The organism is Mycobacterium sp. E2989 (genome assembly GCF_001667595.1).
Taxonomy (GTDB): domain Bacteria; phylum Actinomycetota; class Actinomycetes; order Mycobacteriales; family Mycobacteriaceae; genus Mycobacterium.
Map to the genome: position 1 here is coordinate 1 of NZ_LZJX01000023.1, position 17944 is coordinate 17944.

Annotated in this window: 17 protein-coding genes, 4 tRNA genes and 3 pseudogenes; 15 read left to right on the forward strand and 9 right to left on the reverse strand. The window is 67.9% G+C overall.

Annotated features, from left to right (window positions below):
- Positions 1 to 415 (reverse strand): annotated as a pseudogene (locus tag A5680_RS05565) (SAM-dependent methyltransferase); the annotation flags it as partial.
- On the opposite strand from A5680_RS05565, the pseudogene A5680_RS25610 reads away from it, so the two are divergent.
- Positions 395 to 679: pseudogene (locus A5680_RS25610) on the forward strand (SAM-dependent methyltransferase); the annotation flags it as partial. The pseudogenes A5680_RS05565 and A5680_RS25610 overlap by 21 nt on opposite strands.
- A 27-nt stretch (positions 680 to 706) precedes the next feature.
- Here the strand turns inward: A5680_RS25610 and A5680_RS05575 are convergent.
- Positions 707 to 782, reverse strand: a tRNA-Lys gene (locus A5680_RS05575).
- A gap of 124 nt (positions 783 to 906) precedes the next feature.
- Between A5680_RS05575 and A5680_RS05580 the strand changes: the two genes are divergently transcribed.
- The 4 genes from A5680_RS05580 (at position 907) to A5680_RS05595 (ending at position 3807) form a co-directional block, all read left to right on the forward strand.
- Positions 907 to 979, forward strand: a tRNA-Glu gene (locus tag A5680_RS05580).
- 29 nt (positions 980 to 1008) lie between these two features.
- A tRNA-Asp gene (locus A5680_RS05585) sits at positions 1009 to 1085 on the forward strand.
- 26 nt (positions 1086 to 1111) lie between these two features.
- Positions 1112 to 1188: transfer RNA gene (locus A5680_RS05590), tRNA-Phe, on the forward strand.
- Positions 1189 to 1260: 72 nt separating this feature from the next.
- Positions 1261 to 3807, forward strand: a complete 2547-nt coding sequence (locus A5680_RS05595) for an excinuclease ABC subunit UvrA (RefSeq protein ID WP_067817080.1) — start codon at positions 1261 to 1263, stop codon at positions 3805 to 3807.
- A gap of 26 nt (positions 3808 to 3833) precedes the next feature.
- Here A5680_RS05595 and A5680_RS05600 read toward each other — a convergent pair whose 3' ends face one another.
- Positions 3834 to 4445: a TetR family transcriptional regulator gene (locus A5680_RS05600; protein WP_082970269.1), complete on the reverse strand. Its 612-nt coding sequence runs from the start codon at positions 4443 to 4445 to the stop codon at positions 3834 to 3836.
- Between the two features lie 78 nt (positions 4446 to 4523).
- Between A5680_RS05600 and A5680_RS05605 the strand changes: the two genes are divergently transcribed.
- Genes A5680_RS05605 through A5680_RS05615 form a run of 3 tightly spaced genes read left to right on the forward strand, consistent with a single transcriptional unit; the run spans position 4524 to position 6993 of the window.
- Positions 4524 to 5354: a mycofactocin-coupled SDR family oxidoreductase gene (locus tag A5680_RS05605; protein ID WP_055405044.1), complete on the forward strand. Its 831-nt coding sequence runs from the start codon at positions 4524 to 4526 to the stop codon at positions 5352 to 5354.
- A gap of 8 nt (positions 5355 to 5362) precedes the next feature.
- Complete coding sequence (locus tag A5680_RS05610; RefSeq protein ID WP_067817317.1) at positions 5363 to 6181, forward strand: mycofactocin-coupled SDR family oxidoreductase; 819 nt, start codon at positions 5363 to 5365, stop codon at positions 6179 to 6181.
- Positions 6178 to 6993 carry a carboxymuconolactone decarboxylase family protein gene (locus tag A5680_RS05615; protein ID WP_156675016.1) on the forward strand — a complete coding sequence of 272 codons (816 nt, stop codon included), beginning with the start codon at positions 6178 to 6180 and terminating at the stop codon, positions 6991 to 6993. The genes A5680_RS05610 and A5680_RS05615 overlap by 4 nt, the downstream gene beginning before the upstream one ends.
- A gap of 9 nt (positions 6994 to 7002) precedes the next feature.
- Here A5680_RS05615 and A5680_RS05620 read toward each other — a convergent pair whose 3' ends face one another.
- The 6 genes and pseudogenes from A5680_RS05620 to A5680_RS05645 all read right to left on the reverse strand — a co-directional run bounded on the left by A5680_RS05620 (position 7003) and on the right by A5680_RS05645 (position 11606).
- Positions 7003 to 7434: a tautomerase family protein gene (locus tag A5680_RS05620; RefSeq protein WP_067817090.1), complete on the reverse strand. Its 432-nt coding sequence runs from the start codon at positions 7432 to 7434 to the stop codon at positions 7003 to 7005.
- Between the two features lie 13 nt (positions 7435 to 7447).
- Positions 7448 to 8590: an LLM class flavin-dependent oxidoreductase gene (locus tag A5680_RS05625; RefSeq protein WP_067817093.1), complete on the reverse strand. Its 1143-nt coding sequence runs from the start codon at positions 8588 to 8590 to the stop codon at positions 7448 to 7450.
- A 78-nt stretch (positions 8591 to 8668) separates the two neighbouring features.
- Positions 8669 to 8881: pseudogene (locus A5680_RS26190) on the reverse strand (peptidase S15); the annotation flags it as partial.
- A 33-nt stretch (positions 8882 to 8914) separates the two neighbouring features.
- Complete coding sequence (locus A5680_RS05635; RefSeq protein ID WP_055405693.1) at positions 8915 to 9214, reverse strand: hypothetical protein; 300 nt, start codon at positions 9212 to 9214, stop codon at positions 8915 to 8917.
- Positions 9211 to 9603 (reverse strand): heme-binding protein, encoded by a 393-nt coding sequence (locus tag A5680_RS05640; RefSeq protein WP_067817099.1) that lies wholly within the window; start codon positions 9601 to 9603, stop codon positions 9211 to 9213. Before A5680_RS05640 ends, A5680_RS05635 begins: the two co-directional genes overlap by 4 nt.
- A gap of 293 nt (positions 9604 to 9896) precedes the next feature.
- Positions 9897 to 11606, reverse strand: coding sequence for a CocE/NonD family hydrolase (locus A5680_RS05645; protein WP_067817102.1), 1710 nt, complete (start codon positions 11604 to 11606; stop codon positions 9897 to 9899).
- Between the two features lie 61 nt (positions 11607 to 11667).
- On the opposite strand from A5680_RS05645, the gene A5680_RS05650 reads away from it, so the two are divergent.
- The 7 genes from A5680_RS05650 (at position 11668) to A5680_RS05680 (ending at position 17929) form a co-directional block, all read left to right on the forward strand.
- Positions 11668 to 12267 (forward strand): TetR family transcriptional regulator, encoded by a 600-nt coding sequence (locus A5680_RS05650; protein ID WP_067817105.1) that lies wholly within the window; start codon positions 11668 to 11670, stop codon positions 12265 to 12267.
- 42 nt (positions 12268 to 12309) lie between these two features.
- On the forward strand, positions 12310 to 13002 hold the full coding sequence (locus A5680_RS05655) for a M15 family metallopeptidase (RefSeq protein ID WP_067817108.1): 693 nt from the start codon (positions 12310 to 12312) through the stop codon (positions 13000 to 13002).
- Between the two features lie 55 nt (positions 13003 to 13057).
- On the forward strand, positions 13058 to 13870 hold the full coding sequence (locus A5680_RS05660) for a class I SAM-dependent methyltransferase (RefSeq protein WP_067817111.1): 813 nt from the start codon (positions 13058 to 13060) through the stop codon (positions 13868 to 13870).
- An 84-nt stretch (positions 13871 to 13954) separates the two neighbouring features.
- Entirely contained in the window at positions 13955 to 15532 is a 1578-nt protein-coding gene (locus tag A5680_RS05665) for a methylmalonyl-CoA mutase family protein (RefSeq protein ID WP_067817114.1), read from the forward strand.
- Positions 15532 to 15954: a cobalamin-dependent protein gene (locus A5680_RS05670; RefSeq protein WP_067817117.1), complete on the forward strand. Its 423-nt coding sequence runs from the start codon at positions 15532 to 15534 to the stop codon at positions 15952 to 15954. Before A5680_RS05665 ends, A5680_RS05670 begins: the two co-directional genes overlap by 1 nt.
- On the forward strand, positions 15939 to 16895 hold the full coding sequence (locus A5680_RS05675; RefSeq protein WP_067817120.1) for an LLM class F420-dependent oxidoreductase: 957 nt from the start codon (positions 15939 to 15941) through the stop codon (positions 16893 to 16895). The genes A5680_RS05670 and A5680_RS05675 overlap by 16 nt, the downstream gene beginning before the upstream one ends.
- A complete protein-coding gene (locus tag A5680_RS05680) occupies positions 16892 to 17929 on the forward strand; it encodes a CaiB/BaiF CoA-transferase family protein (protein WP_082970271.1) in 1038 nt (345 codons plus the stop codon). Before A5680_RS05675 ends, A5680_RS05680 begins: the two co-directional genes overlap by 4 nt.
- Positions 17930 to 17944: the final 15 nt, after the last annotated feature.

Here is a 17944-nt window from a genome sequence, read left to right on the forward strand (position 1 = left end):
TCATCCGTTCGTAGTGCGTGCGCCAGCGCGGGTCGGCGAAAATCGCGGTGTCGGGCACGAAGTCGAAGGCCAGGCGGCTGCCGGGGGCGCTCAGGGCGGTGATGTTGTCGAACAGCGCGTCCTGGGCCTCCTCCGGCAGATACACCAACAGGCCCTCGGCGCTCCACGCCGACGGGGCCTGCGCATCTAATCCCGCGCCGCGCAGCGCCGCGGCCCAGTCGTCGCGCAGGTCGATGGCAACGGTGCGCCGCTCGGCCGTGGGTTCGGCGCCGAGTTCCTCGAGGGTCGAGGTCTTGAACTCGATCACCTCCGGCATGTCGACCTCGTAGACCACGGTGCCGGCCGGCCACGGCAGGCGGTAGGCGCGCGCGTCGAGGCCCGACGCCAGGATCACCGCCTGGCCTTCGACTTCGTGCCCGACACCGCGATTTTCGCCGACCCGCGCTGGCGCACGCACTACGAACGGATGAGCGAACTCGGTTTCTCGGTCGACTTCAACGACCTCGTCTACCACGGCGAGCGAAGCCACATCGTCGACCACCTGAGCCAGCGCGGCTGGGAGACGTCGTCGCGGACCGTCGCGGAACTGCACGCGGCCAACGGCTTTGTCTACGCCGACGACGACGTCGCCCAGGCCTTCGCCGATGTGACCTACAGCAGCGCGGTGCTCGGGCGCTGAGCGCCGATCTGCCGAGCCTGACCACGTTGGTGCCCCCACCAGGGCTCGAACCTGGGACCTGCGGATTAAAAGTCCGTAGCTCTACCAACTGAGCTATAGGGGCCGCGGAGATTCAGGATACTTGGGCCCCAAACGCGGCTCGTTTGAGGATTGGGCCTGCGGTGACCTAAGCTGACGTGGCTCCTAACGAAACCTCGTTGTGAGTACCCCGGAGTGATTCGGTTCTGGCCCCCATCGTCTAGTGGCCTAGGACGCCGCCCTTTCACGGCGGTAGCACGGGTTCGAATCCCGTTGGGGGTACGCGACGCGGTGACGCGGAGCAGTAGCAAGGCCCTGTGGCGCAGTTGGTTAGCGCGCCGCCCTGTCACGGCGGAGGTCGCGGGTTCGAGTCCCGTCAGGGTCGCCAACTCGGCGAGGCACTTCATGCCTTCCGGCCAGGTAGCTCAGTCGGTACGAGCGTCCGCCTGAAAAGCGGAAGGTCGGCGGTTCGATCCCGCCCCTGGCCACCAGCAGTAGCGCAGGTCGTGGTCTAGAGAACATCATGCTTGCGCGGCCGCAGCAGGGGTATTCGTCTGAGCACGATGCCAGCAACGTCTGACCGGCCCACGGACGAACTCGACTCTTGTGTGCGCGTTTACGGGACGCGGGTCCACAATCTGCGGGGGGTCGACGTCGCGGCGCCCCGCGACGCGCTGGTCGCGTTCACCGGAATCTCCGGATCCGGGAAGTCGTCGTTGGCCTTTGGGACCATCTATGCCGAGGCCCAGCGCCGCTATTTCGAGTCGGTCGCCCCGTACGCCCGTCGCCTGTTGCTGCCGGCCGGCGCGCCGAAGGTGGATGACATCACCGGTCTACCGCCCGCCGTGGCGTTGCAGCAGCGCCGGGGTTCGGCGACGTCGCGGTCGACGGTCGGCACCGTCACCACCCTGTCGAACCTGCTGCGGATGCTGTTCTCCCGCGCCGGAACCTACCCGCGTGGGGCCACGGAACGACTGGACTCCGACGCGTTCTCCCCGAACACCGCGGTGGGGGCGTGCCCCGAATGCCACGGGTTGGGGCGAATCCATCGGGTGACCGAAGAGACACTGGTACCTGACCCGTCGCTGACCATCCGGGAAGGCGCCGTGGCCGCTTGGCCGGGCGCGTGGCAGGGCCAAAACCTACGCGACATCTTGGTAACGCTGGGGTACGACATCGACAAGCCATGGCGGAAACTCCCGAAGCGTCAACGCAATTGGATCCTGTTCACCGATGATCAGCCAACGGTCGAAATCGACCCCGGCCAGCACCCGGTGCAGGCCGATTATTACTACAACGGCACGTTCTCCAGCGCCGAACGCCACGTCCGCCACACGTTGGCCAACTCGCACAGCGCGATGATGCGTCGCCGCGTGCTGCAATTCGTCGACAGCGTCGAGTGCCCGGTATGCGAGGGTTCCGGGTTGCGACCGGAAGCGCTGAAGGTGACATTCGCCGGTCGCACCATCGCCGAATACGCGGGCATGCCGTTGGCCGACCTTGCGGACGCGTTGCGCCCCACGGCTTCTCGGACCGATGCCGCCGCCGCGTACGAGTCGACGGAATCCGGTGAGTTGACGGAGGTGGCGACAATGATCGCCGCGGACCTCGTCGCACGCCTGCAGGTACTCATCGACCTCGGCCTCGGTTATCTCACGCTTAGTCGCCGAACACCGACGGTGTCACCCGGCGAATTGCAGCGCCTGCGACTGGCCACCCAATTGCGCGCCGGCTTGTTCGGCGTGCTTTACGTGCTCGACGAGCCGTCGGCCGGACTGCACCCCGCGGACGCCGAACCGCTACTCGACGTGCTGGATCGCCTGCGGCGCGCGGGCAATTCGCTATTCGTGGTCGAGCACGACATGGACGTGGTACGCCGTGCCGATTGGATCGTCGACGTCGGACCCGGGGCGGGCGAGCTTGGTGGGAACGTGCTCTACAGCGGCCCGGTGCCGGGCCTGGCAGACATCGAGGAATCGGTCACTCGCAGTTACCTTTTCGACGGGGCCGGTCCGACGCCTCGCCAACCGCGCACGCTCTCCGGGCAGTTGCGGATGCGCGGGATCTGCTTTCACAACCTGCGAGACCTCGATGTGGACCTGCCCCTTGGTGTGTACACCGCGGTCACCGGGGTGTCCGGTTCGGGCAAGTCGACACTCGTCGTGAAGGTCCTCGGCGACGTCGTGAACAGGCATCTGGGCACCGGGCGCGCCGCCGAGCCGGCCGCATCCGATGACGACGAGACGGACACCGAAGTCGTCGATCTGGATCACGACGCCAGCGCCGGCGTGACGGCGGAGGGTGTCGAGGAAATCAATCGGCTGGTGTCCGTCGACCAGCGCCCGATCGGACGCACTCCGCGCTCGACGCTGGCGACCTACACCGGTTTGTTCGACGCCGTGCGGCACGAATTCGCCGCGACCCCGAAGGCCCGCCGCCGCGGTTGGACGGCGGGCAGGTTTTCGTTCAACGTCTCCGAAGGTCGCTGCCCCACCTGTCAAGGCGAGGGGTTCGTCGCGGTCGAATTATTGTTTCTGCCAGGCACATACGCCACCTGCCCGGCGTGCCAGGGAGCGCGCTACTCCGACGAAACACTCGAGGTGCGGTACCGTCATCGTACGATCGCCGACGTGCTCGCGATGACCGTCGATGAGGCCTCGGACTTTCTTGGCGACGTTGCGAAGGCGGCGCGGAGCCTGACCACGTTGCAAGAGGTCGGACTGGGCTATCTGCGCCTCGGACAGCCCGCGACCGAGCTGTCAGGCGGCGAGGCGCAGCGGATCAAGCTCGCCTCCGAGCTCCAGAGACCCCGCCGAGGGCATACCCTCTACGTCCTCGATGAGCCGACCACGGGGCTCCACCCCGCCGATGTGGATCTGCTCGATCGTCAGCTGCACCGCCTGGTCGACGCGGGCAACACCGTGGTGGTGGCCGAACACGACATGCGGATGGTCGCGGGCGCGGACTGGGTGATCGACCTCGGGCCGGGCGCCGGCAACGACGGTGGTCGGGTCGTCGCGGCGGGCGCCCCGAATGAGGTTGCGCGTGCGAAACACAGCCGCACGGCGCCGTACTTGGCGAAACGGTTGGCGTCGTCCGCTACTCGGTGAAAACCCTTGCCGCGCCGCCAGGTCCCCTACGCGTGCCGGCACACGCCCTCGTGCGCCTTCGCCAGCCAGAACACGGCCCGCTCGATCGTCGGCACGATGTCGGTGATCTCGATGGAGCCCGCCGCGAACTGGCTTAACACCCCGTAAACGACGCCGGCCAGGATGACACCCAGGTCCTCGGCGAAGCGTTCATCGCACTCGCGCATCACCGACCGCGCCGCGGGTGCGACGACGTCGAAGCCGTGCTGGGTCAGTTCGTCGCCCCCGGGCCCGTCCTTGGCCCGCACGTACGCCTGCAGCATGCGCGGGTGCTTCTCCCACGGTTCGAAGATCGCCCGAAAGATCCACATGAGCCCGTCGTAGAGCGATTCCTTGTCCCCGGAGTGCGAGGCGACGGCGGCGTAGCGGTGGGTGTCCATCCACCACCGCAGCGCCGCGACGATGAGGTCGTCGCGGGTGGGGTAGCGCTTGTAGATCGTGGTGAGCGACATGCGGGCCCGGCGCGCGACCTCCCGCAGCTGCACGGCGTCATAGCCCTCGGTGTCGATGAGGTCGACGACGATGTCGATCAACGGATCGACGGCCCGGGCTGCCGCCACTGATCCGTCGCGCCGTTGCGATGAGGCTTTACCGACCACGATAACGATGTTACTCTCCGAACCGGAGTAACGCGGTTACTTGAGAAAACCGCAGGCGACGACGCGAGCGAGGGCGTGGTGGGTGGTCTAGACGGCAAGGTGGCGTTCATTACCGGGGCGGCACGTGGGCAGGGCCGCAGCCACGCGGTCCGGCTGGCGCGCGAGGGCGCCGACATCATCGGCATCGACATCTGTGCCGACATCCCCGCCAATGGCTACGCCATGGCGCGGCGCGACGAGCTCGACGAAACGGTCGGCCTGGTCGAGGCCGAGGGCGGCAAGATGCTCGCGACGGTGGCCGACGTCCGCGAGTTCGATCAGGTGAAGGCGGCGCTCGACGCTGGGGTGGCACACTTTGGCCGGCTCGACATCGTCTGCGCCAACGCGGGAATCGCGCCCGTGGCGTTCCGGCAGCTGAGCATCGAGGAGGAGCTGGCCCAATGGCGGGCCGCCATCGGGGTCAACCTCGACGGCGCCTATCACACCGCGTGGGCGGCCGTGCCGCACCTGCTGTCCGGGCAGCGCGGCGGTGTGATCGTGTTCACCAGCTCGACGGCCGGGCTGCGGGGCTTCGGCGGCCTGCAGGGCGGCGGCCTAGGGTACGCGGCCTCCAAGCACGGGGTGGTCGGGTTGATGCGGGTCCTGGCGAACTCGTTGGCCCCCTTCAACATTCGGGTCAACACGGTTCACCCCACGGCGGTCCGCACGATGATGGCCGTCAATCCGGCGATGACGGAGTTCCTGGAAAGCTTTCCCGAAGGCGGTGCGCACCTGCAGAATCCGATGCCGGTGGAGATGCTGGAGCCCGAGGACATCAGCGCGGCGATCGCTTATCTGGTCTCCGATGAGGCCAAGTATGTCACCGGGGTGACGTTCCCCGTGGACGCCGGCTTCTGCAACAAGCTGTGAGCCCCGCGATGCAACCTCGACCGCCGGGCCGCGTGGCCGGCAAACGGGTCCTGATCACCGGTGCCGCTCGCGGGATGGGACGCAGCCACGCGGTGCGGTTGGCCGAAGAGGGCGCGGACTGCCTGCTGGTCGACATCTGCGACACCCCCGACGGCTTGGAGTATGCGCTGGCGACCGAGGACGATCTGCGCCAGACCGCCAAACTCGTTGGAGAGCTTGGGCGGTCGGCCGTCTGCAAGGCCGTCGACGTGCGGGACGCGGCCGCCCTCAAGGCCGCCGTCGACGAGGGGGCCGACGAACTTGGCGGCCTGGACGCCGCGGTCGCGAACGCGGGTGTGCTGACGGTCGGCACCTGGGACACCACCACCCCGGAGCAGTGGCGGCTCGTGGTGGACGTCAACCTCATCGGCGCCTGGAACACATGCGCCGCGGCGCTGCCGCATCTGCTGGCGGCCGGCGGCGGCAGCCTGGTCAACATCAGCTCGTCGGCCGGTATCAAGGGAACTCCGCTGCACACGCCCTACACGGCCGCAAAGCACGGCATCGTCGGCATGAGTCTTGCGCTCGCCAATGAACTTGCCGCACAAAATGTCCGGGTGAACACCGTGCATCCCACGGGTGTGGCCACCGGCATGGCGCCGCCATCGATGCACCAGCTGATCATGGAGAAGCGACCCGACTTGGGGCCCATCTTCATGAACGCGCTGCCGGTTCTGATGACGGAGGCGATCGACGTGAGCAACGCGGTGCTGTTCCTGGTTTCCGACGAGGCCCGGCACGTGACGGGCTTGCAGTTCACCGTCGACGCGGGGGTGACTATCAGATGATGAGCAGCCACAATCAGAGACGCGAGCGCGGCCTGCGGACGTTCACCGAGGTGATGACGGTCGAAGCGCCAACGGACGCCAGCCCCGCGATCGCCGACGGGCTCATCGACTTCGTGTTCGCCGAGGTGTGGACCCGGCCCGGCCTGAGCCGGCGCGACCGCCGGTTCGTCACGCTGGCGTGCGTCGCCGGCGCCGACGCCGCACCCGCGCTCGAACAACACGTCTACGCCGCGCTGAACAGCGGGGACGTCACGATCAGCGAAATGCGGGAAGCTGTCTTGCATTTCGCGGTCTACGCCGGCTGGCCGAAAGCCTCGCAGTTCAACATGGTCGTCGACGCGCAGTGGGAGCGCATTGCGCGCCAGCTCGGTGATGGCGGGCCGCCGTCCCCGCCGTTGCTGCCCTTGCCCACCCCCAGCGATCCCGAAGCGCGCCTGGCCGGCGGCGAGGCGGCGTTCCGGGAGATCAACTGCCTGCCCTTCGCACCGACGCGAGACAACCCGTATTCGGGAGCGGGCATCCTCAACTTCGTGTTCGGCGAGATGTGGTTGCGGCCCGGGCTGGGCATGAAGGAGCGCCGCCTGATCACGTTGGCGTGCGTCGGCTTCCAGGACGCCCAATACCCGATCATGTCCCACGTCTACGCCGCTCTGAAAAGCGGTGACGTCTCGTTTGACGAGATGGACGAGCTGGCACTGCATTTCGCCGCGTATTACGGATGGCCGAAGGCGTCCTACCTCAATCAGGTCATCACCGAGCAAAAGCAACGTGTTCTCGACGAGGCGGGCTCGGACGCATCGGTGCTGCGGTGACCGCGGTCATCAGTCCTCGGAAACCAGCCCTTTCACTTGCTGGTAGTAGATGATCTGGCCGCCGCCGGCCCAATTTCCCTCTGGGATCTCGTGTATCAACGTCCACACGTGAAAAGCCCGCTCGCCCCGCGGTTCTATTTCCGCCGCCGCGCACACCGCCGCGTGCACGTCCGCGGCGAGTTGTTCCTTGCGATCCTTGTCGAGCGCTCCCGCGAAAACAGTTACGTCGACCCGAAAACGCGGCGCACCGGGACCGCGCCCGCCCACCGAGAGCTCCGCCGCGTCGATCGCATGCGTGTAAACCCAGGTGTTATCGCGCAAGAACGGGGTGTCCGGGGCGCGCTCGGCGCGCAGCAAAGCGGCGACCAACTCCTCGGTCAAGTGGCTCAGGGCGCGATCGTCAACGGCGCCGCGGACGAACGTCAGGTCGATCATCGGCATGGCGGCTCCTCGCTCATAACTTCCGCAGGCCGCGCACGACCTTGATGTACGGCGCGGTCGCCGCCGCGCTCTTGCGCAAACTCGGTTGAATCGCACCGGCATTGCCCACCACCACATGGCGCAGTCCGTTCTCGCGGAACTCGGCAATCTGCTCGATGACCTCGTCCGGCATTCCGACAGCGAACAACTCGCGGACCAGCGATGCCGGGGCCTGGGCCGCGTACGACAGGGCCGTCCGCTCGTCGATTGTCTGCGGCATCAGGTCCTGCACCCCGGTGAAATCGGCGCCCATCGGGTGCTGGGCGCCGTGGCGCGCCCAGTCTTTGGCGGGCGAGTTGAGCGTGAACACCTTGGCGATGTCGGACTCCACGACCTGGTCGATCTCGTCGCGGGACCGCCCGGTCACGATGAATCGGATGAGCGCGGGGGTGATGGACATCGGGTCGCGGCCGGCATCGGAAGCCGCGCTGCGCACGATGTCGAGTTGCTCGCCGTATTCGGTCGCCCGGGTGGTTCCCGGGAACCAGCCGTCGGCATAGCGCCCGGTGGCGCGCATCATCCGCGGACCGTGGGCAGCGATCCAGATGGGGGGCCACTTGCCCTTGTACGGGGGCAGGGCGAAAGTCGCTTTGTGCAAAGGGAAGAACGGCGAGTCCCGGCTGACCAGTTCGCCACGTGAGTCCCACAGCGCACGGATGGTGGCGACCGCCTCCTCGAAGCGCGCCACCGGCTTCGACCAGTCCACGCCATAGGGCGCGTTGCTCTCCCGCTCGCCGGTACCGATGCCCAGCACCGCCTTGCCGCGGGTGAGCAGGTGCAGCGAGGCGACCGCCTGGGCGGTGACGGCGGGATTACGCCTGCCGGTGTCGGTGACGGCCACCCCGAGGCGCATCCGGCCGAGCCGGTTGCGGCCCGCGAGGTATCCCAGCATGGTCCACGGCTCCAGGTGGGCGTCCATCTTGGGGATGAGCCGGGCCGCGCCCACGTGCTTGGGCGTCCACATCGATGGCGGCAGTACCGAATTGAGATGGTCGGCCACCCAGAAGGAGTCGGCGCCGCAGGCCACGCCGGTAAAATAGTCGGCGCGGATCAATGGCTTCGGACCGAACCGCGAATTGATGGCGTTGTGCATGACACCCACGCCGAACCCGGCCATTGCTTGCGCTCCTTCAAGCCGCCGGCCTAAGACTAGCCGATCGGCTACCCGGGACGATAGATGATCACTACCCGTTCATCAATGCCCCCCGAGCACCGGAAGCAACAGCCGCGACGCGGAGCGCACCGTGTTCAGGCTGGAGGTGCCGACGCTGGCATGGCGCAACTTCATGATCGCCGGCATCGAAGGGTCCTGGTCGTCGCTGGTGAGCGTCACGCGGATGCGGTGACCCGCCTTGAACCGGCGGGCGTTGGGAACCAACGGGATTCGGTACTCGACGTCCTCGCCCAGGCCGTTGTGGTTGGGTGGGCCGCCGTCCTGTTTCTACGTGCAGCCGCTGACGCTTATTCGCCGCCCGGCATTGACGCAGACGGTCGGCGCTGGCGGCGGCGGGGGCGGATAGTCCTCCGGCAGCGGCGCGTAGGCCGCGGGCGGCGGGGCGTAGGAGCCGACGGTGTCGGCCACGTTGGTGCAACCGCTCACCGAGATACGCCTGCCCACGCTTGCGCAGACGTCCGCGTGGGCCGCGGCGGACGGCTGCACGAGGCTCCATACCTCGGGAATCGCCGTGACAGCCAACACCGCGATAGCCCCGGCGGCACAAGACCGCATCCGCGGGGTCATTGCGGACCCGCGCCCTGATCGATCAGTGGGGTCCACTGGCACCGCTGCCTGACGTCGACCATGGGTTGCCGGATGCGCTCCAGGTCGGCCTGCTCTTGCGGGTTGGCGCTGAAGTAGTTCTCCACCTGAGGGCGGATCTGATCCTTCGGCTGATCTTGCAGGCCGGTGTAGAACCCGTTCAGGTCCGGGTGGCTGAACAGATAGGTCGAGAGCGCCGCCGCGACGCCCGCCGCCACGCCCGACACATCTGCGGCCGTGCAGTCGGGTGGCCGGGGCGGTGGGTCGGCCACGGCGGTGGCCGCCGTTGCGCCGAGCAGTGTCGCCGCAACACCACCGGCGCCGACCGCACAGGCAATGATTCGACAGCGGATTACCTTGGAAAGCTTCATGATTGGCCTCGTTATCCCTGTGGTCGATCCGAGCACCGTCGAACAGCCCCGGCTCGATTTCAACTCTGGACCGCGGACTAGCGCAGCGCGCGGGCCGAAGTCACTGCTTCAGATTAACAATCGTCATCGCATGACGGCGCGAAATCGGTTAGTCCACCGCAAGGGCGGCCAGGGCTTGGACACCGATCCGGGGATCGTGGGTAAACGTAGGGCTTCCCGTGTGAGCCTGGGGGCGGCGTTCGTCGGCGTGTCGCCGCCAACGATTCACACGCAACGCCCACGCGCAATGGCGGTTACGCGAGCACCGGAAGCAACAGCCGCGACGCGGAGTGCACCGTGTTCAGGCTGGAGGTGCCGACGCTGGCATGGCGGAAGTTCATGATCGCCGGTATCGAAGGGTCCTGGTCGTCGCCGGTGAGCGTCACGCGGATGCGATGACCCGCCTTGAACCGGCGGGCGTTGGGAACCAACGGGATTCGGTACTCGACGTCCTCGCCCAGCGGCACCGCCTGCGGGTTGCGACAGGGCAGCGCGGGCGCGCCGGGACGACTGGCCGCTTCGTCGACCTCGCGCAGGCTGGCGCGCAGCCAGCCCGCGGTCACGTCGGTCGACTCCCCGTTTGACCCGACGTCCTGCAGCGTCGCGATCCATGCGGTGTCGAGAGCGGTTGCCGACGCAACCAGCCGCAGCTCGATATCGCCCACCACGTCCAGGTCCGAAACCAGCGGGGCGCCGGTCCAGGCCAGCATCGGTGGCGGATCGATCTCGCTGGGCTTGACGCGGCCCAGACCCGAGCCGACAACCATGAATTCGCGTCCGCCCGGCTCGCCCTCGTCAGCATCGAGACCACCGTCGGCGCGCAGGGCCAGTTCGCGGTGGTCAGCTTGCGACGGCGGCCAGGAGTCCGCGGTTCGCCACTCGTCGGCGCCGGGCAGGAAGTATCGGATCGGCGGCCCGTCGGCGATTCCGGTGTCGCGGCCCTTCAGGAAATGGTCGTACCAGGCCAGCGCCTCGGTGTGCATGCTCTCCCACGGCCAGGTCAGGCCGAACTCGCCGAGCATGCCCATCCGCACGCATGCGTTGTCCGACAGCCCCTTCCAGGCGGCGAAGGTCGACGGCAGGTGTAACGGCACGTTCTGCCAGTCGCACCCCAGGTAGACGGGGATGTCGATCTCCTTGAGCAGTGGCAACAGGTTTCGCTCTTCCCACCATTCGTCACGCGTGGGGTGCTTGACCGCCGCCTCCTGCCACAGTTCGTCCCACGGGTGCGGGTTGTGGGGCAGCCGAAGCAGCTGACGCAGCATGGTGACCGCCGCTTCGCCGTTCTTGGTCTCGAATTTCTTGTGCACGCCCGGGCTGTTCAGGACGCGGCGCGCCAACCCGATTGGCTTGCTGCGCCACAGCTTGTCGCTGCGGTCGGAGGTCAGGCCCATCATGGCGAGGAACGGGGTGACGAACGACGAACTCAGCAGCCCGTGGTGGTTGGCGCCCTCGTACAGGTCGGCCGTCACGGCAAGGGGGAAGATCGCCTTGAGGTGCGGCGGCCGCTCGACAGCGGCCTCGAGTTGGGTCATGGCGAAGTAGCTGATGCCGATCATGCCGACGTTGCCGTCGCACCACGGCTGAGCCGCGACCCACTCCACCAGGTCGTGCACGTCGCGCCGCTCCTGGGCGTCGAAGAAGTTGAAGGTGCCCTCGGAGCCGCAGGTGCCGCGCAGGTTGGCGATGACGTGCCCGTAGCCGCGGGGCACCCAGAAGTCTGTCCTGCCGGCCTCGATGAATCCCGCCGGGGCGCCGAGGTCTTGCATCTGCCGCGGGTACGGCGAGGCGGCCAGCAGAGCCGGGAACCGGCCGTCGGCGTCCGGCCGGTGGACGTCAGCCAAAAGCGTTGTGCCATCCCGCATCGTGATCGCTTCGTTGATGTCGGTGCGCGTCGCGTACTGCGGCTCGCTGAGGTTGCGGTATTCCCGTCCGGTGGTCTGCGGGCCGTTGAGCGGAGCCATATTTTCACGCTACGTTGAAACTAGTCTCAACGCAAGATGAAATTTCGGCTATGGTGGGACGGTGGCGCGGCGATCGATCACCCCTGGTCCGCGTGACGAGCGCGGCGTCTTGGCGGCGCGCATCCTGGCCGCGGCTCGTGACGAATTCGCCGAACACGGCTGGGCCGGCACGGCCATTCGCGCGGTCGCCCGCACCGCGGACGTCGACCCGGCCCTGATCTACCACTACTTCGGCTCCAAGGAGGGGCTGCTCCACGCGGCCACCACGCCGCCGCAGAAGTGGCTCGACGCGGTGGCCGCGACGTGGGCGACGGCCAAAGCCGATCTCGGTCGGCAATTGATCCGCACCGTGCTGGACACCTGGACCGATGAGGAGGTGGGTCCGATCTTGCGCGCGGTGGTGCTGACCGCCGCGCACGAAGACAAGACGCGGGAGAAGCTGCGGCTGATCGTGGAGCGCGGTCTGATCGGCGGTCCCACCCTGGGCGCCGACGAGGACGAACGGCTGCGGCGCAGCGGCCTGATCGCCACCCAGCTGATCGGCTTCGCGTTGCTGCGCTACGTCTGGAAGATCGAGCCGATCGCATCGATGCCCGACGACCAAGTGGTCGCCGCCGTGGGGCCCAACCTGCAGCGCTACGTCGACGGCGACATTGGGTAACGGCTAACGCAATTCGGGAGGGCCAACCGGGACAATGGCCGGATGCGTGTTTTGCGCGCGGTCCTTGCGCTTGCGGTCGCCACGGCCGCGATCCCCGGGGTCACTGCCCAGGCGGGTCCCGACGTTCCGCCCGTGAGCGATGCGGCGCGCGCGGCCGGATTCGTCGACGTCCGCAGCGTCGTTCCCGACGCCATTATCGACCTGCGCTACGCGACGACCAACAATTTCACCCACACGCAGCTGTACCCCTCCGACGCGCGATGCCTGGTGCATCAATCCTTGGCGCCGGGGCTGGCGGCGGCCGCGTCGGCGCTGCGCCCCCAGGGGCACGTCCTGGTGTTCTGGGACTGCTACCGGCCGCACGACGTGCAGGTCAAGATGTTCAACGCCGTTCCCAACCCGGCGTGGGTCGCGCGGCCCGGCCCGTACGCGCGCAGTCACGAGTCGGGGCGCTCGGTGGACGTCACGTTCACCACGACGCAGCAGCCCTGCGCGTCCGGGCAACACGCGGACGGACTATGCCTGGCCGACATGGGCACCGACTTCGACGACTTTTCCTCCCGCGCAAACGCTTTCGCCACCCAGGGGGTCAGCGCCGAAGCCCAGGCGAACCGGGCCGCGCTGCGGAACGCCATGAAATACGGCGGGTTGGCGCCGTACTCGGGGGAGTGGTGGCACTTCGACGGCCCGGGCGCCGGGGTCGACGTGCCGATCCTCGACGTGCCCGTGGACTGATCTCACATATCGAGACGGCAGTTTCATATTATGGATTAGTCGGTACGCTTCAGGAATGACCGACGAGCGCGGAGCCACCTACACGCATGGCCACCACGAGTCGGTGCTCCGCAGCCACCAGCGGCGCACCGTGCAGGACTCGGCCGCCTACCTGCTGCCCCACCTGAAGCCCGGCTTGTCCGTGCTGGACATCGGGTGCGGGCCCGGGACGATCACCGCCGACCTCGCCGCCCTCGTCGCGCCCGGCCCCGTCACGGCTGTCGACCAGGCGGCCGACGTCCTGGGGGTGGCCCGCGGCGAGATCGAGCGACGAGGCCTGTCGAACGTGTCGTTCGCGACCGCCGATGTGCACCGGCTCGACTTTGCCGACGGCACGTTCGACGTCGTGCACGCGCATCAGGTGCTGCAACACGTTGCCGATCCGGTGATGGCCCTGCGTGAGATGAGAAGGGTGTGCGCGCCCGGGGGCGTGGTGGCCGCGCGGGACGCCGACTACGCGGGATTCATCTGGTTTCCGCAGCTGCCGGCGCTCGATCTGTGGCGCGATCTCTACGAACGGGCCGCCCGTGCGAACGGCGGCGAGCCCGATGCGGGCCGGCGGCTGCTGTCCTGGGCCCAGCGGGCGGGCTTCGACGACGTCACGCCGTCGGGAAGTGTGTGGTGCTACGCGGCCCCCAGCACGCGTGAGTGGTGGGGCGAGATGTGGGCGGACCGGATACTGCACTCGCGGATCTCGAGCGACCTGCTGAGCCTGGGTCTGGCCACGCCGGCGCAGCTCGACGAGATCTCCGCGGCGTGGCGCGCCTGGGCCGCCGCCGCCGACGGCTGGATCGCCCTCCCGCACGGCGAAATCCTCTGCCGGGTTTAGCCGATCGCGGCCCGGCCGGCGTGTTTGGCCAGGTCAGGTATGCGGTATTGGCATTCTCTTTTTTTGCAAGTACGTTATTCATCGATGGATAACGCTGCCCAGACACCATCCGGCATTCCGCTTGCGCCGGTGTACGGCCCGGGGGACATTACGGCGCCTCCTCCGGCGCCGGGGGAATTCCCGTTCACCCGGGGTAACTTCGCGTCCGGCTACCGCGGCAAGCTCTGGACGCTGCGCCAGTATTCGGGCTTCGGCACCGCCGAGGAATCCAATCGCCGCTACCGCTACCTGCTCGAGCAAGGCGGGACGGGGCTGTCGGTGGCGCTGGACCTGCCGACCCAGTGCGGCTACGACTCCGACGATCCCGAGTTCGGCGAGGAGGTCGGCCGGGTCGGCGTCGCGGTGGACACCCTGGCCGACTTCGAGATCCTGTTCGACGGCATCCCGCTGGACAAGCTCAGCACGAGCATGACGATCAACGGGACGGCGGCCATCCTGCTGGCGTTCTACGTCGCGGCGGCGGAGAAGAAGGGGGTGCCGCGGGCGAAGCTGACGGGCACCATCCAGAACGACATCCTCAAGGAGTACGCCTCCCGGGGAACCTGGATCTGGCCGCCGGATCCGTCGCTGCGGCTGATCGCCGACACGATCGAGTTCTGCGCGGCCGAGGTGCCACGCTTCAACGCGATTTCGGTGGCAGGCGCGCATTTTCGCGACGCGGGCGCCAACGCGGTGCAGGAGATGGCGTTCACCCTCGCCGACGGGGTGACGTATTGCGACACCGTGGTGGAGCGGGGTCGGATGACGATCGACCAGTTCGCCCCACAGATCTCCTTCTTCTTCTACACCCACGGCGACTTCTTCGAAGAGATCGCCAAATACCGTGCGGGGCGGCGTCGTTGGGCAACGATCGTGCGGGAGCGGTACGGGGCGACCACGGACAAGGCATCGATGTTCCGCTTCGGTTGCGTGTGCGGCGGCGCGTCGCTGTACGCGCCGCAGGCGCACAACAACGTCGTCCGGGTCGCGTACGAGGCGATGGCCGCGGTCTTGGGCGGTGTGCAGTCGATGTTCACCGCCGCGTGGGACGAGCCGTTCGCCCTGCCCACCGAAGAAACCACAACACTGGCGCTGCGCACTCAGCAGATCCTCGCCTATGAGACGGGCGTCGCCAGCGTCGCCGACCCCCTGGGGGGCTCCTACTTCGTCGAGTCACTGACCGACGCGACCGAAGCCCGGATCGTGGAGATCATGGACGACCTGGAACGACACGGCGGCATGGTCCACGCCATCGAGGACGGCTACCTGCAGGGCCTGATCGCCGACGAGGCCTACCGCGCGCATCAGGACATCGAGGGTGGGACCCGGCCCGTCGTCGGAGTCAACCGGTTCGTGACCGACGAGCCGGAACCCGATGTCGTGACCTACGAACTGGACGCGGAGGGCCGCGACCTTCAGCTCAAGCGCCTCTCCAAAGTGAAGGCCGAAAGGGATTCGGCCGCAGTGCAATCCAGTTTGACGGCGCTGTCGCGCGCCGCCGAAGGAGACGACAATCTGATGCACAAGCTGATCGACTGCGCCAATGCCTATTGCACGGTCGGTGAAATGGTCGCCGCGCTCAAGGCGGTGTGGGGCGAGTTCCAGCAACCGGTGGTGTTCTAGTGGCGGCCCGGATTCTCGTCGCCAAGCCCGGCCTGGACGGCCACGACCGCGGCGCCAAGATCGTCGCCCGCACCCTGCGCGACGCCGGTTTCGAGGTGATCTACACCGGCATCCGGCAGCGCATCGAGGACATCGCCTCGATCGCCGTCCAGGAGGACGTCGCGGTCGTGGGCTTGAGCATCCTGTCCGGTGCGCACCTGGCGCTCACCGCCCGCACCATCGAGGCACTGCGGGCCGCCGACGCCGCCGACATCGCCGTCGTCGTCGGGGGAACGATCCCGCACGCCGACGTGCCCAAGCTGCTCTCCGCCGGCGCCGCCGCGGTATTCCCCACCGGCACACCGCTCGACGTGCTGGTGCGGGAAATCCGCACGCTGACCGGCACCCCCGAACCCGTGGAGGAACAGTGCGCGTCGGAGTGATGATCGGCGCCGAGCGCGGCGACATGGCCCGCAAGGTGGACAGGCTGGCCTCGGACATCGCATGGGCCGAGGCCGCGGGACTGGACACCGCGTGGATGCCGCAGGTGCCCAACGACTTCGACTGCCTGACCATGGTTTCGCTGATGGCCGCGCACAGCTCGCGCATCGAGCTGGGCACGGCGGTGGTGCCGCTGCAGGCCCAGCATCCGATCGCCCTTGCCCGCCAGGCGCTCTCGACGCATGCCGTGGCGGGTGGACGGTTGGCCCTGGGCGTGGGGCCGTCGCACCACTGGATCATCCGCGACATGCTCGGCCTGCCGTACGAGAAGCCGGCCGCCTACACTCGCGACTACCTGCAGGTGCTCAACGCCGCTATCGCCGGGCCGGGACCGGTTGACGTCGAAAATGATTCGTTCACCGTGCACAATCCGCTGGTGATCGGCGCCGATACTCCGATGCCGGTGCTGCTCGCCGCGCTGGGGCCGGTGATGCTGCAGATCGCCGGCGAGCTCGCCGACGGCACCGTGCTGTGGATGGCCGACGAGCGGGCGATCGGTGACCACATCGCGCCGAAGATCACCAAAGCCGCCGCGGACGCCGGGCGGCCCGCGCCGCGGATCGTCGCCGGCATCCCGGTATGCCTTTGTGCGCCGGCACAAGTCGACGAGGCGAAGGAGCGGGCTAACCGCATCCTGGGTGAGGCCGAGGTGTCGCCGAATTACCAGCGGCTGCTGGACCGCGGCGATGCCCGCGATGTCGGGGACCTGTGCGCGGCCGGTGACGAGCAGGCCATCCTGACCCGGATGCGCCGTTTCGCCGAGGCCGGCGTGACCGACCTGTCGGTGCGGCTGCTGCCCATCGGGGACAACCGCGAGGAGCTGATTGCCTCCAAGCGCCGCACCCGCGAGATGATCGCTGCGCTCGCAACGGATTTGCGGTGACGTCTACCGGACCTTTGACGGGGATACGCATCCTCGAGGTCGGCACGATGCTGGCCGGCCCGTACGCGACCATGCTGCTCGCGGACCTGGGCGCCGAGGTCATCAAGATCGAACCGCGCGGTGGCGAGATCTCCCGCGGTGTCGGGGACACCTACTTCGCCAGCCTCAACCGCAACAAGTCGAGCATCTGCCTGGACCTGAACTCGGATGCGGGTCAGCAACGCCTGGGTGAGCTGGTGGCCGAATCGCATGCGCTGCTGGTCAATTTGAAGCCGTCGGCGATCCGCCGTCTCGGGTTGACCTATGAGACGCTGCGACGGCACAACGAGCGAATCGTGTGCGTGGCGATTACGGGCTTCGGCCTGTACGGCGGCGACGATCCCGCCTTCGACTATGTAGTGCAGGCGGGAGTCGGCACGGCCGCCCTGACGGGTGACCCGGACGGCCCCCCGACCCTGCCGGGTTACTCGTCGGCCGACAACTCCACCGGGATGACCGCGGCGCTGGGGCTGTTGGCCAAGATCATCTCCGGAACCGGCGGCCAAGTCGACGTCTCGCTGCGCGACGTCATGCTCTCGCAGCTGAACTATCACGCCTCCGCGTATCTCAACAGCGGGGTCCGGCCACAGCGGCGGCCGCACGGGGCGCATTCCTACTACGTTCCGGCCCAACTCTTTCCGACCGCCGACGGGTATCTGGCGCTGTTCATCACGCACGACGGCTTTTGGAAGTCGTTCGCCGCCGAAGCGGGCATCGGGGGTTTCGAGACGATGGCCGAGCGAGTGGCCCGCCGCGACGAGGTGCTGGCCGTCGTCACGGCGATGCTGGCCACCGACAGCGCAGCCGGCTGGGAGCGCCGGCTGCGCCCACTCGGGGTGCCCGCGGCGGCGGTCAGGACGCTGCCCGAGGCGCTCGACGCGACGCCGGAAGTCGTTGTGACCGCAGGGGATTTCCGCCTCGTCGGGAGCCCCATCCACGTCTCGGGCTACGAGCCCCAATACCGGCCGCCGCCGGAATTGAGCGAGGACGCGTAGTCGGCCGAATGTGCG

What these genes read in the sequence shown, in the direction of transcription:
- A5680_RS05595 (WP_067817080.1), top strand. Translation starts at nt 1,261, where the DNA reads ATGCCAGCAACGTCTGACCGGCCCACGGACGAACTCGACTCTTGTGTG.
- A5680_RS05610 (WP_067817317.1), top strand. Translation starts at nt 5,363, where the DNA reads ATGCAACCTCGACCGCCGGGCCGCGTGGCCGGCAAACGGGTCCTGATC.
- A5680_RS05615 (WP_156675016.1), top strand. Translation starts at nt 6,178, where the DNA reads ATGATGAGCAGCCACAATCAGAGACGCGAGCGCGGCCTGCGGACGTTC.
- A5680_RS05620 (WP_067817090.1), bottom strand. Translation starts at nt 7,434, where the DNA reads ATGCCGATGATCGACCTGACGTTCGTCCGCGGCGCCGTTGACGATCGC.
- A5680_RS05625 (WP_067817093.1), bottom strand. Translation starts at nt 8,590, where the DNA reads ATGGCCGGGTTCGGCGTGGGTGTCATGCACAACGCCATCAATTCGCGG.
- A5680_RS05635 (WP_055405693.1), bottom strand. Translation starts at nt 9,214, where the DNA reads ATGACCCCGCGGATGCGGTCTTGTGCCGCCGGGGCTATCGCGGTGTTG.
- A5680_RS05640 (WP_067817099.1), bottom strand. Translation starts at nt 9,603, where the DNA reads ATGAAGCTTTCCAAGGTAATCCGCTGTCGAATCATTGCCTGTGCGGTC.
- A5680_RS05645 (WP_067817102.1), bottom strand. Translation starts at nt 11,606, where the DNA reads ATGGCTCCGCTCAACGGCCCGCAGACCACCGGACGGGAATACCGCAAC.
- A5680_RS05655 (WP_067817108.1), top strand. Translation starts at nt 12,310, where the DNA reads ATGCGTGTTTTGCGCGCGGTCCTTGCGCTTGCGGTCGCCACGGCCGCG.
- A5680_RS05660 (WP_067817111.1), top strand. Translation starts at nt 13,058, where the DNA reads ATGACCGACGAGCGCGGAGCCACCTACACGCATGGCCACCACGAGTCG.
- A5680_RS05665 (WP_067817114.1), top strand. Translation starts at nt 13,955, where the DNA reads ATGGATAACGCTGCCCAGACACCATCCGGCATTCCGCTTGCGCCGGTG.